This window comes from Hydrogenophaga intermedia, from assembly GCF_023715105.1.
GTDB classification, from domain to species: domain Bacteria; phylum Pseudomonadota; class Gammaproteobacteria; order Burkholderiales; family Burkholderiaceae_C; genus Hydrogenophaga; species Hydrogenophaga intermedia_A.
Map to the genome: position 1 here is coordinate 57144 of NZ_JAMBNO010000010.1, position 14622 is coordinate 71765.

Annotated in this window: 12 protein-coding genes; 2 read left to right on the forward strand and 10 right to left on the reverse strand. The window is 67.9% G+C overall.

Annotated features, from left to right (window positions below; translation table 11 throughout):
- The 4 genes from ndk to M3149_RS10965 all read right to left on the reverse strand — a co-directional run bounded on the left by ndk (position 1) and on the right by M3149_RS10965 (position 3534).
- Entirely contained in the window at positions 1–426 is a 426-nt protein-coding gene (ndk, locus tag M3149_RS10950) for a nucleoside-diphosphate kinase (protein WP_251709365.1), read from the reverse strand.
- A 78-nt stretch (positions 427–504) separates the two neighbouring features.
- The gene (gene rluB / locus M3149_RS10955) at positions 505–1740 is read right to left on the reverse strand and encodes a 23S rRNA pseudouridine(2605) synthase RluB (RefSeq protein WP_251709367.1); all 1236 of its coding nucleotides are present in this window, start codon (positions 1738–1740) and stop codon (positions 505–507) included.
- Entirely contained in the window at positions 1706–2428 is a 723-nt protein-coding gene (gene scpB, locus M3149_RS10960) for an SMC-Scp complex subunit ScpB (protein ID WP_251709369.1), read from the reverse strand. Before scpB ends, rluB begins: the two co-directional genes overlap by 35 nt.
- 107 nt (positions 2429–2535) lie before the next feature.
- Positions 2536–3534, reverse strand: coding sequence for an RluA family pseudouridine synthase (locus tag M3149_RS10965; protein WP_435370741.1), 999 nt, complete (start codon positions 3532–3534; stop codon positions 2536–2538).
- Positions 3535–3577: 43 nt separating this feature from the next.
- Here M3149_RS10965 and M3149_RS10970 point away from each other — a divergent pair, with 43 nt between their 5' ends.
- Complete coding sequence (locus M3149_RS10970) at positions 3578–4384, forward strand: outer membrane protein assembly factor BamD (RefSeq protein WP_435370739.1); 807 nt, start codon at positions 3578–3580, stop codon at positions 4382–4384.
- On the opposite strand, the gene M3149_RS10975 is transcribed toward M3149_RS10970, so the two are convergent.
- Positions 4347–6341: an ATP-dependent DNA helicase gene (locus M3149_RS10975; protein ID WP_251709370.1), complete on the reverse strand. Its 1995-nt coding sequence runs from the start codon at positions 6339–6341 to the stop codon at positions 4347–4349. The two genes, M3149_RS10970 and M3149_RS10975, sit on opposite strands and share 38 nt — an antisense overlap.
- 84 nt (positions 6342–6425) lie before the next feature.
- On the opposite strand from M3149_RS10975, the gene M3149_RS10980 reads away from it, so the two are divergent.
- Positions 6426–7184 carry a PP2C family protein-serine/threonine phosphatase gene (locus tag M3149_RS10980; protein WP_251709372.1) on the forward strand — a complete coding sequence of 253 codons (759 nt, stop codon included), beginning with the start codon at positions 6426–6428 and terminating at the stop codon, positions 7182–7184.
- Between the two features lie 12 nt (positions 7185–7196).
- Here M3149_RS10980 and zapE read toward each other — a convergent pair whose 3' ends face one another.
- From zapE to M3149_RS11005, 5 genes are all read right to left on the reverse strand, one after another.
- On the reverse strand, positions 7197–8294 hold the full coding sequence (gene zapE, locus M3149_RS10985; RefSeq protein ID WP_251709374.1) for a cell division protein ZapE: 1098 nt from the start codon (positions 8292–8294) through the stop codon (positions 7197–7199).
- A gap of 2 nt (positions 8295–8296) precedes the next feature.
- A complete protein-coding gene (lpdA, locus tag M3149_RS10990) occupies positions 8297–9724 on the reverse strand; it encodes a dihydrolipoyl dehydrogenase (protein WP_251709375.1) in 1428 nt (475 codons plus the stop codon).
- Between the two features lie 10 nt (positions 9725–9734).
- Complete coding sequence (odhB, locus tag M3149_RS10995; RefSeq protein WP_251709377.1) at positions 9735–10991, reverse strand: 2-oxoglutarate dehydrogenase complex dihydrolipoyllysine-residue succinyltransferase; 1257 nt, start codon at positions 10989–10991, stop codon at positions 9735–9737.
- A 91-nt stretch (positions 10992–11082) separates the two neighbouring features.
- A complete protein-coding gene (locus tag M3149_RS11000) occupies positions 11083–13974 on the reverse strand; it encodes a 2-oxoglutarate dehydrogenase E1 component (RefSeq protein WP_251709379.1) in 2892 nt (963 codons plus the stop codon).
- A 203-nt stretch (positions 13975–14177) separates the two neighbouring features.
- Positions 14178–14552, reverse strand: coding sequence for an ArsR/SmtB family transcription factor (locus M3149_RS11005; protein ID WP_251709381.1), 375 nt, complete (start codon positions 14550–14552; stop codon positions 14178–14180).
- Positions 14553–14622 lie beyond the last annotated feature (70 nt).

The window sequence follows — 14622 nt, forward strand, 5'->3', positions numbered from 1 at the left end:
TCAACGCGAATAGACGTTCATGCCCGGGAAGAAGAAAGCCACTTCCACGGCAGCCGTCTCGGGGGCGTCGGAGCCGTGCACCGCGTTGGCGTCGATGCTGTCGGCAAAGTCGGCGCGGATGGTGCCGGGGGCGGCCTTCTTCGGGTCGGTGGCGCCCATCAGGTCGCGGTTCTTGAGGATCGCGCCCTCGCCTTCCAGCACCTGGATCATCACCGGGCCGCTGATCATGAACTCGACCAGGTCCTCGAAGAAGGGGCGCGCGGCGTGCACGGCGTAGAACTGCTCGGCTTCGCGGCGCGAGAGGTGGGCCATCTTCGCTGCCACGACCTTCAGGCCGGCGGCCTCGAAACGGGCGTAGATCTGGCCGATGACGTTCTTGGCAACGGCGTCGGGTTTGATGATCGAGAGGGTGCGTTCGATGGCCATGGGAGTCCTGAAGTTATGAGGGAAATCGGGGCGTTGCGCAAGCAATCGCAAAGCCCACGATTCTACATGGCGGGAGCGTCAGCCCCGTGGCCCGCTGCGCCCACGGCCCTTGGGTGCGCCGGGGCCTGCACTGCCCTGGCGGCGCTTGCGCTGGCGCTCCAGCGCGTCGCCGCCGATGGGGCCCTGTGCGGCGGGCCGGCTGGCCTTGGCCGGGTCGACCAGGCCGCGCGGGGCGCTGGGCCGGCGCGTGCGCGAGGGCGACGGCGGCGGCGTGCTGGGGCCGGGGCCGTACTTGCGGCGCGCGGTGGCGGGCGGACCCGCCGGTGCGCGGCGCACCGGGCGCGGGGTTTCCACGCCGGCGGCCAGGCCCAGGCGTTGCACGTCATGCGCGTCGAGTTCGACCCAGTCGCCGCGGCGCAGGCCGCGCGGCAGCATCACCGCGCCGTAGCGGATGCGGATGAGGCGGCTGACCGCGTGGCCCACCGCTTCGAACATGCGGCGCACCTCGCGGTTGCGGCCTTCACCAATGGTGACGCGGTACCAGCAGTTGGCGCCTTCGCCGCCGCCGTCGTCGATGGTCTGGAACTGCGCCATACCGTCCTCGAGCTGCACGCCATCGAGCAGGCGCTGCTTCTCCTCGTTCGACAGCGCCCCGAGCACGCGCACCGCGTACTCGCGCTGCAGACCGAAGCGCGGATGCATGAGTTTGTTGGCGAGTTCACCAGCGTTGGTGAACAGCAGCAGGCCTTCGGTGTTGAGGTCGAGCCGCCCCACCGATTGCCACTTGCCGTCGTGCAGGCGTGGCAGACGCCGGAACACGGTTGGGCGGTTCTGGGGGTCGTCGTGCGTGACTACCTCGCCCGCAGGCTTGTGGTACGCCAGCACGCGAGGCGGTGGCGCCTGCAGGCGCAGGCGCACCGGCTTGCCGTTGACCTTGATCACATCGCTCTGGCGGATGCGCTGGCCCACGTGGGCGGGCTCGCCGTTGACGGACACGCGGCCCTGCTCGATCAGTGCCTCCATCTCGAGGCGCGAGCCCATGCCGGCTTGCGCCAGCACCTTGTGCAGCTTGGGAGAATCGGCCTCGGGCTGGAGCACGCGGCGCGACGGCGCCGCAGCCTCGGACGCGGGCTCGGTGGCCAGCGCTTCGTCAAAGGCCCCGCTGACAACCTCGTCGAAACTCAGCGCGTGCGCAGCGTCCTCGCTGGCGCCGGTATCGGCATCGACGGCAGCCTCGGCACGGGGCTGCGCCCGGGGCTTGGCGTCGGGTTCGCGGCGGTCACGCCGGGGCTTGGGTGGTGCCGCCTTGGTCATGCGTGTCCTCCGTGGGGGTGTTGGTGTCCGGTGCCGTGATGACGGCAGCCGGGGTGTCAGCCGAGACTTCAGCCGAGGGGTCGCCAGCGGACTCCTCCACCGCCGCATCGGCCGGTGGCGGCAGCTGGGCGGCCAGTTGCTCGAAATCGAACGAACCCAGCGAGGACTCCTGGACCTCGCTGGCTTCCAGGGGGGGAAGCTGGTCGAGCGAACTCAAGCCGAGATCGTCCAGAAACTGGCGGGTGGTGGCGAACAGCGCAGGCCGGCCCACCGTCTCGCGGTGGCCGATGACCTCGATCCAGCCGCGGTCCTCGAGCTGCTTGAGGATCAGCGAGTTGATGGTGACGCCCCGGATGTCTTCCATGTCGCCACGGGTGACGGGCTGCCGGTAGGCGATGATGGCCAATGTTTCGAGCGTCGCACGCGAGTACTTCGGCGGCTTCTCGGGGTGCAGCCGGTCGAGGTAGTGCCGCATTTCGGGCCGGCTCTGGAAGCGCCAGCCGGTGGCCACCTGCACCAGCTCCACGCCGCGGCCCGTCCACTCGAGCTGCAGGTCGGCCAGCAAGGTCTTGATCGTGTCGGCCGTGAGCTCGCCATCGAACAGCACCGCCAGCTCACGCAGCGTCATGGGCTGCGTGGCGCATATCAGGGCCGTTTCGAGGACGCGCCGGGCATCCGTGGTGTTCATGGTCGCTGTTTGCGCGGCGGGGCCGCTCGGGTGGGCTGGGGGTGAGGGGCGCGGGGCCCGCAGGGCGTCGGCGGGAGAGCCCGCCGGGGGCGCCACGCAGGGGATCGTCAGGCGATCAGACCCCTGCCGGCAGGGGGAGGATTGTACCGGAGCCCCCCTTGTGCAAGGGCATGCTGCATGTCGGCCGGGGGGTCGCTCCAGAAGCTCAGGGCAACGCCCGAGACGGGGTGCGTGAACTGCAGGAAGCTGGCGTGCAAGCCCTGGCGCTGCAAGCCCCAGGCGGCGCGACCGCCGTAGATCACATCCCCCACCAGCGGGTGGCCGATGGAGGCCAGATGCACCCGGATCTGGTGCGTGCGCCCGGTGTGCAGCTTGCAGGCCACGAGCGTGGCGAGGTCGTGTCCGTCCAGGCGCAGCAGATCGGTTTGCGCCGGCTTTCCACTGCCCTCGCCCACCAGCGCCATGCGCAGGCGGTTGTGCGGGTCGCGGCCGATGAAACCCTGCAGGTTGCGCGTGTCGGCGCCGCGCCAGGCGCCGTGGGCCAGGGCGAGGTACTGGCGGTTCACCTCGCGCGCGGCGATGGCCCGCACCAGGGCATCCATGGCCGTGCGCGATTTGGCCACCACCATCAGGCCCGAGGTGTCCTTGTCGAGCCGGTGCACGATGCCCGCGCGGGGCAGCAGCCCCGCGCCCTCATGATGCGCGAGCAGGCCGTTGAGCAAGGTACCGGACCAATGCCCGGCAGCCGGGTGCACCACCAGGCCGGCGGGCTTGTCGAGGACCAGCAGGTGGGCGTCTTCGAACACCACCGCCAGCGCCATGGGTTGTGGCACGAAGGCACGGGCTTGTGCCGTGGGTCGCAGGACGACATCGATCAGGTCGCCCACCGCCACCTTGACCGAGGCCTTGTGGCAGGGTTGGCCGCGCCAGCGCACGCCGCCTTCGGCCAGCACCTGCTGCAGGTACGAGCGCGAGAATTCGGGAACCAGTTGCGCGAGCGCGCGGTCGATGCGCCAGCCGTGCAGCGGCGCCGGCACGCTGCAGTGCCGCTGCTCGGCCTGTTCGTCCAGGACATCGGCCTCGGTCGGCTCGACCCCCGCCGATATACTGTCCGCTTCCGAAAACGAGTCCTGTTCCAGAGGTGTGCCCTTGAAGTTGAGCCGTCGATTATCGGCCCCTGCCCTCGCCACCCTGGTGTTGGTGGCCGCGCTGCAAGGCTGCAGCACCACGCCGGTGGACGAAACCGCGAACTGGAGCCCGAACCGCCTCTACAGCGAGGCCATCGACGAGCGCGATGCCGGCAACTTCGAACGTGCCTTCACGCTGTTCGAACGGCTGGAAGGCCGGGCCGCCGGCACGCCACTGGCGCAACAGGCTCAGCTCGACAAGGCGTTCACCCATTACCGGGCCGACGAACCTGCCAAGGCCCAGGCTGCGCTGGAGCGCTTCATGCGCCTGCACCCAGCCAGCCCCGCGCTCGATTACGCGCTGTACCTCAAGGGTCTCGTCAACTTCAACGACGAACTCGGTCTCTTCGGCTCGCTCGCGCAGCAGGACCTCTCCGAACGCGACCAGAAGGCGGCCAAGGAATCGTTCGAGGCCTTCCGCGAGCTGGTGACGCGCTTTCCCGATTCGCGCTATGCCCCCGATGCGCGCGCACGCATGACCTACGTGGTCAACTCGCTCGCCCAGTACGAAGTGCACGTGGCACGCTACTACCACAGCCGGGGCGCGCACCTCGCTGCCATCGGCCGCGCGCAAACCGCGCTGAAGGATTACGTGGACGCGCCGGCGCTCGAAGAAGCGCTGTACATCATGGTCCAGTCGTACGACGCGCTGGGCCTGACCCAGTTGCGCGACGACACGATGCGCGTGATGCGCGCAAGCTACCCGAACAGCGAATTCATCGCCCAGGGCTTCAAGCGCAAGAGCGGCCCGTGGTGGAAGCTGTGGTGAGCGCCTGAGCGCTCAGCCATTCGTTCACCGCGACCTCGTCCTCCAGCCATCGCCACTGGGCCAAGGCGGCTGCCAGGCGCGGTCCGTAGGCGCGTGATCGCAGGCGCACGTCGCCCACCACAAACAAACCCCGACCCTGCGGCCCACGGATCAGCCGGCCCGCGGCCTGGCGCAAGGCCATGGCAGCGTCCACCAACTGCACCGAGGCGAACGGGTCTTGCCCCTGTGCGCGCGCATGCTCCAGCCGACGCTGCAGCCAGGGGTCGTCCGGCGGCGCAAAAGGCAGCTTGTCCACCACCACCAGGCGAAGCGCGTTGTCGGGCACGTCCAGCCCGCGCCAGAAGGCGCCGCTGGCCACCACCACCGTGGGTGAACGCCGCGGGTCTTCGCTGCGAAGCGCGGCCCAGGCGCGGCGATGTCCCTCCTCGCTGGCGTGCAGCACGCGCCATTGGGTCGGCATGGTCTGCGCAAGCACCAGTGCCATGCGCTGCGCAGCGCGCCGGGTGGTGGTGAGCACCAGGGCGTGGCCGTCCAGCTGCGGCGCCCAGGCCGCGATGCACCGTGCCAGCGCCTCGCCGTGCCCGGGCTCGGCAGGTTCGGGCAACCCGCGCGGCACGTGCCAGGCCGCACCAGGCCATGGCGCGGCCTCCTCGGCCGCCAGCACGCGCACGGGCGCTGCGGCGTGCAGGCCAAGCGCATCGCGATGCCAGCGCAACCCGGGCTCATCACCCAAGGTGGCCGAGGTATGCACCACGCTGCGTGCGCCCCAGGCGGCACCGGTGGCAAGTTCGTGGGCGGCGGCCGGGCCCGCGTCGGCGCCTGGCCGCACCAGGGCCCAGTGAGCTGCGTCGCGCCAGTCCAGCCATGCGCTGTCATCGCCTGCGGGTGCCAGCACGCCTTGCAGCACACTGGCGAAGCGGACGGCACGCTCACCCAGCGCGGCCACTCGCACATCGCTGCCTTGCGCTGCGCGCAATGCCTGGTGAACCCCTTGCAAGGCAAACCCCAGGTCGCGGGCCAACGCCGCGTTCATGGGTGGCCAGGGCTGCAGTCCCTCGCGCGCGAGGTCTGTCTGCAGCGCCAGGGCCAAAGACCGCAGCGCACGCCGGCCCTGCAGCGCCAGAGCGGCCCAGGGCGCGGCACCACGCGCCGGCCCCTGGGCAAGTTCTTCCACATCGCGCCAGAAGCGCGCCAGCGCCGGCGCTTCCGCGCGCGTGGTGTGCCATTGCTGCACCTGATCGCGCAGGGCATGGGCCTCGTCGAACACCACAGCCGAAGCGCCAGGTACCCCGGCCGAGCGACCTTGGCGCTTCGCCCGCAGCTCACCGAGCCACAGTGCGTGGTTGATGACCACCACGTCGGCCTCGCCGGCGCGGCGCCTGGCACGTTCAACGTGGCAATCGCTCCAGCGCGGGCAGGCCTGGCGCAGGCAGCTTTCGCTGGTTGACACCACCACGGCACGCAGGGCCGGATCATCGGCCACGGCGGGGAGCTCATCCAGATCGCCTTCGCGCGAACGTTGCGCCCATTCAAGCAGCTCGCGCAGGCGGGCATGCTGCGCCAACGCCCCCGGCCGCGGGCCACGCTGCACTGCTTCTTGCACGCGATGCAGGCAGACATAGCGGCCGCGTCCCTTCAGGACGGCCGCGCGCACCGGCAACCCGAGTGCCTGGGCCAGCCGCGGGATCTCGCCGGCTGCCAGCTGGTGCTGCAGCACGTGTGTGCTCGTGGCCACGATCGCGCGCACCCCGGACAGCAACACGGGCAACAGGTAGGCGATCGTCTTGCCGCTCCCCGTGGCCTGCTGCGCCAGCAGCACGCCGCCTTCCTCGAGCGTGGCGGCCACGGCCAGCGCCATGCGCCGTTGCGGCTCGCGCGCGTGCCAACCGGGCCAGGCGCGCGCCAGCGGCCCGTCACCGGCCAGGGCATGCTGCAAGCGCGTGATCAGCTCGGACAAAGCAAAGATTCCTCACAGGGCAGGCGACGAGAAAGGGATACCATTGCGCCCACCGCTGCCAGCCCTTTCAACGAACGCCATCCCATGACCAAAGGCTATCGCATCCAGGCATCGACCGGCATCCACAAGGGCGACCGCGATTACCAGCAGGATCAGGTCAATCTGCTGCAGCACATGCGCGTGGCCAACTGCCTGCTGGCGGTGCTGGCCGACGGCATGGGTGGCCGAAGCGGTGGGCGCAAGGCTTCCGACCAGGTCATGCTCACGGCCAAGCAGCTGTTCGACCGATTCGATCCCGAAACCGACGACCCGCGCGCGCTGCTCAAGCAGATCGTCAACGAATCGCACATGGTGATCAAGCTCACCGCGGTGTCGGCCGAGCAGGAGCCGCACAGCACGATCGCGGCGTTCATGCTGCTGCCCAATGGCGAGAGCCACTGGATCCACGCCGGCGATTCACGCGTTTACCACTTTCGTCAGGGCAAGCTGCTGCACCGTACGCTGGACCATTCGTACGTGCAGACGCTGGTGAACCAGGGCGAGATCTCCGAGCAGGAGGCGCTCGACCATCCGCACGCCAACATCCTGATGGGCTGTCTGGGCACCGAGAACGAGCCGCCGCTGGACCTGCACGCCGTCAACAAGCTCAACGCGGGCGATGCGCTGATGGCCTGCAGCGACGGCATCTGGCACTACTTCTCGCCCGAGGAACTGGCCAGCACCATCGCCATGCTCTCGCCCCGCGAGGCCTGCGAGTTCCTGATCCAGAAGGCGCGTACGCGCGCCCGCGGCACGGGCGACAACATGTCGCTCGTGATCGTGAAGCTCGATCCGTTGATCTGAGCCGGCGCGGGATCAGGTGAGCGCCGTGTCCACGACACGGTGCGGCAGCGCCAGGTATTCCTGCGACTGCATCTCCGTCAACCGCGACACCGTGCGCGGAAACTCGTGCGAGAGCGGGCCTTCCTGGTAAAGCTGCTCGGGCGGCACGGCCGCCGACATCACGAGCTTGCAGCCGCGGTCGTAGAGCACGTCCACCAGCCAGGTGAATCGCCGCGCCTCGGACGCCATGCGCACCGACATCTGCGGCACGTTGGACAGCAGCACAGTGTGGAACTGGGTCGCGATCTCGAGGTAGTCGTTCTGCGAGCGTGGGCCACCGCACAGGGTGCGGAAATCGAACCAGATCACGCCCCCGGCGCGGCGCACCGCGCGGATCTGGCGCGATTCGATGCCCATCACCGGGTCCAGATCGCCGGCCTCGGCCAGCTCGTTGAAGGTCGCCTCCATCGCGGCGTCGGCCTCGGGCCCGAGCGGCGTGTGGTACAGGGCAATGTGCGTCAGCGTGCGCTGGCGGTAGTCGGTGCCGTTGTCCACGTTCACCACCTCGAGGTGCTGCTTGAGCAGCGCGATCGCGGGCAGGATGCGGTCGCGGTGCAGGCCGTCGGGGTAGAGCTGGTCGGGGTGGAAATTGGACGTGGTGACAAAGCCCACGCCGTTGCGGAACAGCGCGTCCAGCAACCGATGCAGGATCATCGCGTCCGTCACGTCGGCCACGTGGAACTCGTCGAAGCAGATCAGCTTGTAGCGCTTGGCGATGCGCTCACCGAGCACGTCCAGCGGGTTGACCGTGCCCTGCAGGTCGCGCAATTCGCGGTGCACCTCGCGCATGAACTCGTGAAAGTGCAGCCGGGTCTTGCGCTTGAGCGGCACGGCGTTGAAGAAGCATTCCATCAGGAAGCTCTTGCCGCGCCCCACGCCCCCGTACATGTACACGCCGCGCGGGATGTCGGGCCGGTTGATGAGCTTCTTGAGCGCGTTGGAGCGCTTCTGCTTGTAGTGCGCCCACTCACCGGCGCACCGCTCCAGCGCGGCCACGGCACGCTGCTGGGCGGGGTCGGTCTTGTAGTCGCGCTCGGCGAGCGCGGCCTCGTAGGCACTGCGGACGCTCAAGATCAGAAGTTCAGCGTGCGCTTATCCACCGCGAGCGCGGCTTCCTTGGTCGCCTCGGACAGCGAGGGATGCGCGTGGCAGATGCGCGCGATGTCCTCGGCGCTGGCTTTGAACTCCATGGCCACCACCGCCTCGGCGATCAGCTCGCTGGCCATCGGGCCCACGATGTGCACGCCCAGGATCTCGTCGGTGGCGGCGTCGGCCAGGAACTTGACCATGCCGGTGGTGTCGCCCAGCGCCCGCGCGCGGCCGTTGGCCAGGAACGGGAAGGTGCCGGCCTTGTAGGCCGCGCCACGCGCCTTGAGCTGTTGCTCTGTCTCGCCCACCCAGGCGATCTCGGGGCTGGTGTAGATCACCCAGGGGATGGTGTTGAAGTTGACGTGCCCGTGCTGGCCCGCGATGCGCTCGGCCACCGCCACGCCCTCTTCCTCGGCCTTGTGCGCGAGCATGGGGCCGCGCACCACGTCGCCCACGGCCCACACGCCGGGCAGGTTGGTGCGGCAGTCGCCGTCGACCACGATGGCGCCACGCTCGTCCAGTTGCAGACCCACGCCCTCGGCGTTGAGGCCGATCGTGTTCGGCACCCGGCCAATCGAGACGATGAGCTTGTCGGCGTCCAGCGTCTGGGCTTCGCCCTTGGCGTTGGTGTAGGCCACGCTGACACCCTTCTTGGCGTTCTTGATCTCGCCGACCTTCACGCCGAGCTCGATCTTCAGGCCCTGCTTGTCGAAAGCCTTCTTCGCTTCCTTGGCGATCTGCTCGTCCACCGCGCCCAGGAAGGTGGGCAGCGCTTCCAGCACCGTCACCTCGGCGCCGAGGCGGCGCCACACCGAACCCATCTCGAGGCCGATCACGCCGGAACCGATCAGCACCAGCTTCTTCGGCACGGCGCCCAGGCGCAGCGCGCCATCGTTCGAGAGGATGTTCTCCTCGTCGAAGGCCACGCCCGGCAGCGCGCGCGCGTTCGAGCCCGTGGCGACAATGACCTGCTTGCCGGTCAAGGTGTCGTCTTTGGCGCCCTTGACGGCGATCTCATAGCCGCCATCGACGGCCTTCACGAACGAACCACGGCCATGGAAAAAGCTGACCTTGTTCTTCTTGAACAGGTACAGGATGCCGTCGTTGTTCTGCTTCACCACGGCGTCCTTGCGGGCAATCATCTTCGCGGTGTCAAGCTTGACGCTGCCCACGTTGATGCCGTGGTCGGCGAAATGCAGGTTGGCGTGCTCGAAATGCTCGCTGGACTGCAGCAGTGCCTTGGAAGGAATGCAGCCCACGTTGGTGCAGGTGCCGCCGGGCGCGGGGCCACCGGCGGCGTTCTTCCACTCGTCGATGCAGGCGACCTTGAAGCCCAGTTGCGCGGCGCGGATGGCCGCGATGTAGCCCCCGGGGCCGCCGCCGATGACGATGACGTCGAATTGCTGGCTCATCGTGGCGTCCTCAGATGTCGAACAGCAGGCGCGCCGGGTCTTCCAGCGCTTCCTTCATGGCCACCAGGCCCAGCACGGCCTCGCGGCCGTCGATGATGCGGTGGTCGTACGACATCGCGAGGTAGTTGATCGGGCGGATCACGATCTGGCCGTTTTCCACCACAGGGCGGTCCTTGGTGGCGTGCACGCCCAGGATGGCCGATTGCGGCGGGTTGATGATGGGGGTGGACAGCATGGAGCCGAACACGCCGCCGTTGCTGATGGAGAAGGTGCCACCGGTCATCTCTTCGATGCCCAGCTTGCCGTCCTTGGCCTTCTGGCCGAATTCGGCGATCTTCTTCTCGACGTCGGCGAAGCTCATCTGGTCGGCGTTGCGCAGGATGGGCACCACCAGGCCGCGCGGCGACCCCACTGCGATGCCGATGTCGAAATAGCCGTGGTAGACGATGTCGTTGCCGTCGACCGAGGCGTTGAGGATCGGGTACTTCTTGAGCGCGTGCACCGCGGCTTTCACAAAGAAGCTCATGAAGCCGAGCTTGACGCCGTGCTCCTTCTCGAACTTCTCCTGGAACTTCTTGCGCATCTCCATCACCGGGGCCATGTTGACCTCGTTGAAGGTGGTGAGGATGGCGTTGGTGGATTGCGATTGCAGCAGGCGCTCGGCGACGCGCGCACGCAGACGCGTCATCGGCACGCGCTCTTCAGGGCGCTGGCCGAGGTTGGGGCCGGCCACCTGCACCTGCGGCAGGGCCTTGGTGGGTGCGCCGGTGGGAATGGCCACGGGGGCAGCCACCGCCTTGGGCGAAGCGACGGCGGCGAGCACGTCGCCTTTGGTGACGCGGCCGTCCTTGCCGGTGCCGGGCACGGAGCCGGCGGCGAGGTTGTTGTCGGCCATGAGCTTGGCGGCGGCGGGCATCGCCACGCCGGCCTTGCTGGTGGATGCTGCGGCAGCGGCAGGCGCTGCAGCGGGCGCGGCCGCGGGTGCGGCGGCAGGCGCTGCTGCCGGGGCTGCGGCACCGGCCACGGCCGCGGTGTCGATGCGCGCGATCAGCTGGTCGGCGGTCACGGTTGCACCGTCGCCCTGCAGGATTTCGACCAGCACGCCAGCGGCGGGCGCCGGGCATTCCAGCACGACCTTGTCGGTCTCGATCTCGATCAGGATTTCATCGACGGCGACGGCCTCGCCGGCCTTCTTCTTCCACTGCAGCAGCGTGGCTTCGGCCACGGACTCCGACAGCTGGGGGACTTTCACTTCAACGATTGCCATGTTCTTTTCCAATGGTGCGTTCGGGGTCGGGCCTCGAGCGGAGCCGGGCGCAGCGCACAACGCACTGCGGGGCACTCAAGGCCGAACGGGATTACTTGGTGAGGATGAAGCCCTTGAGCTTGGCGAAAGCAGCCTCGATGAGGTGCTTCTGCTGTTCCTGGTGCAGGTGCGCGTAGCCCACCGCCGGCGAGGCAGAGGCTGCACGCCCGGCGTAACCGAGCTTCTGGCCGTCGAGCATGTTTTCGTGGATGTAGTGCTGCACGAAGAACCAGGCGCCCTGGTTCTGCGGCTCGTCCTGACACCACACGACGTCCACCGCGTTCGGGAAACGCTTGAGCTCGGCGCCGAAGGCCTTGTGCGGGAACGGGTACAGCTGCTCGACGCGGATGATGGCCACGTCGTCCTGGCCCTTTTCCTCGCGCTTCTTCACCAGGTCGTAGTAGACCTTGCCCGAACACGCGATGACGCGCTTGACCTTCTCGGCGCGCTTCACCACATCGGGGTTGTTCTCGGGGATCACGGTCTGGAAACCGCCCTTGGTGAACTCCGACAGCGGCGAGGTGGCGTCCTTGTTGCGCAGCAGGCTCTTGGGCGTGAACAGCACCAAAGGCTTGCGCAGCGGGCGCACCATCTGGCGGCGCAGCACGTGGAAGATCTGGCTGGCCGTGGTGGGCTGCACGATCTGCATGTTGGTGTCGGCCGCAAGCTGCATGAAGCGCTCCAGGCGGGCCGAGCTGTGTTCCGGGCCCTGGCCTTCGTAGCCGTGCGGCAGCATCAGCGTGATGCCGTTGACACGGCCCCACTTCACCTCGCCGGAGGCGATGAACTGGTCGATCACCACCTGCGCACCGTTGGCGAAGTCACCGAACTGCGCTTCCCAGATCACCAGGGTGTTCGGGTCGTTCGAGGCGTAGCCGTACTCGAAGCCCAGCACCGCCTCTTCAGACAGGATGGAGTCGATCACCACGAACGGGGCCTGGTTGTCGGCCACGTTCTGCAGCGGCACGTAGGTGCCCTCGTCGAACTTCTCGCGGTTCTGGTCGTGGATGACGGCGTGGCGGTGCGTGAAGGTGCCGCGGCCGCAATCCTCGCCGGACAAGCGCACCGGGAAGCCGCTGGCCACCAGCGAGGCAAAGGCCATGTGCTCGCCCATGCCCCAGTCCACCGGGATTTCGCCGCGGCCCATGGCGGCGCGATCGGCGTACACCTTCTTCACCAGCTGGTGGGGCGTGACGCTGTCGGGAATGGTGGTGAGCCGCTCGGACAGGCGCTTCCACTCGGTCAGCGGAATCGCGGTGTCGGCGCTGTCGCTCCACTTCTTGCCCAGGTAGGGGCTCCAGTCGACCGCATACTTGCTCTTGAAGTTGGTCAGCACCGGGTCCACGGTGTGACGGCCTTCGTCCAGCGCGGCGCGGTAGGCCTTGACCATGTCGTCGCCCAGCGTTTCGCCCAGGCCCTGTGCCGCCAGCTTGTCGGCGTACAGCTTGCGCGTGCCGGGGTGCGCCGCGATCTTCTTGTACATCAGCGGCTGGGTGAGCGAGGGCGTGTCCTGCTCGTTGTGGCCCAGCTTGCGGAAGCACACGATGTCGAGCACCACGTCCTTCTGGAAGGCGAGGCGGAACTCCAGCGCAAGCTGGGTGGCGAACACCACCGCTTCCGGATCGTCCCCGTTCACGTGCAGCACCGGCGACTCGATCATCTTCACCACGTCCGAGCAATACAGCGTGGAGCGGCTGTCGCGCGGATCAGAGGTGGTGAAACCGATCTGGTTGTTGATGACCACATGCACCGTGCCACCGGTGGTGTAGCCACGGGTTTCGGCCAGTGCCAGGGTCTCCATCACCACGCCCTGGCCGGCAAAGGCCGCATCGCCGTGCACCAGAACCGGCAGCACCTGCCGGCCTTCGGGGTCCCCTCGGCGGTCCATGCGCGCGCGCACCGAGCCCTCGACCACCGGGTTCACGATCTCCAGGTGCGACGGGTTGAAGGCCAGCGAGAGGTGAACCGGGCCACCGATGGTGGACACGTCGGAGCTGAAGCCCTGGTGGTACTTCACGTCACCAGCGGGCAGGTCTTCTGGGGCGGTGTGTTCGAACTCGGCAAACAGGTCCTTGGGCATCTTGCCCAGGGTGTTGACCAGCACGTTCAGGCGACCGCGGTGGGCCATGCCGATGACGATTTCCTGAATGCCGGCCTTGCCGGCCTGCTGGATGAGTTCGTCCATGGCAGCGATGAAGCTCTCGCCACCTTCGAGCGAGAAACGCTTCTGGCCGACGTACTTGGTGTGCAGGAAGCGCTCCAGGCCTTCGGCGGCGGTCAGGCGCTCGAGGATGTGCTTCTTTTTCTCGGCGTTGTAGGCCGGCTTGGCGCGGGTGGACTCAAGGCGCTCCTGCCACCAGCGCTTCTGGTTCTGATCGGTGATGTAGTTGTACTCGGCACCGATGGAGCCGCAATACGTTTCGCGCAACGCGTTGATCAGCTCGCGCAGGGACATCGTCTCGCGGCCGAAGAAGGTGTTGCTGGTGTTGAACACGGTCTCGTGGTCGGCGTCGGTGAAGCCGTAGAACGAGGGCTCGAGTTCGGGAATGTTGGGGCGGCCGGCGCGCTTGAGCGGGTCGAGGTCGGCCCAGCGGGCACCGACGTTGCGGTACGCGGCGATGAGCTGCTGCACGGCCACGCGTTTGCGGCCGAGGTCGGAATCGGCCCCCGAGGCCACGACGACGGTGGTGCCACCCTGCTTGGCGCGCTCGGCGAAGGCGTTGATCACCGGCAGGTGCGGCACGTCCTTGGCGTTGCTGCCGTCGACGGCGGGCACGTTCTGCAGCGCGTCGAAGTACTCGCGCCAGTTGTCGGGCACGCTGGTGGGGTTGGCGAGGTAGTTCTCGTACATCTCTTCCACATACGGCGCGTTGCCGCCGAAGAGATACGAGTTGCCCTGGTAAGCAACGTAGACGTTGCCCGAGCCCGATGAAGAATCGCTCATGGATCCGCTGACCTCCGCTTCCCTGAGGGAAACATTAGCTGGTTGAAAAACCTTCCGCGACACGGCTTGACCGGTTGGCGGATGCGACAGTGGCTTTGGAAGGAACTGACTGCAAGGTCGGATTGTGCCACCGCAGGGCGTTCAACGGGGGCGCAATGGTCACCAGGCCATGTTTGCGCCGCGACCGGCGGCGCGCAGCGTCGTCAGGGTGCGACGCGCGGGGACAACCGCTGGGAGGCCGGCACGGCCGAAGGCTCGTCCATCTCGATCGCGATCTGCGTGCACACCGTCCGGCACAAGGTCACGGCCTGCTCGCTCTGCACGCGGTAGAAGACCTGGGTGCCGTCCTTGCGTTTGGCCAGCACACCGGCCCGGTAGAGCAGGTTCAGGTGTTGCGAGAGGTTGGGCTGAGTGGTGTCGATTTCCTTGAGCAGCTGCGAAACCGACTTCTCCTGGTCGCACAGCGCGCTCAGGATGCGCAGGCGCATGGGCGTGGCGAGCACGCCGAAGAGTTCGGCGGCCAGTTCGAAGACGCGCCCTTTTTCGACCTGGGCTTCGCTGTCGATGATGTCGGCCATGTGTGGCACCCACGCTGCTTGGAAATATAAGCATGGATCATAGACCGACCACCCCCGATGGCGCATCGGG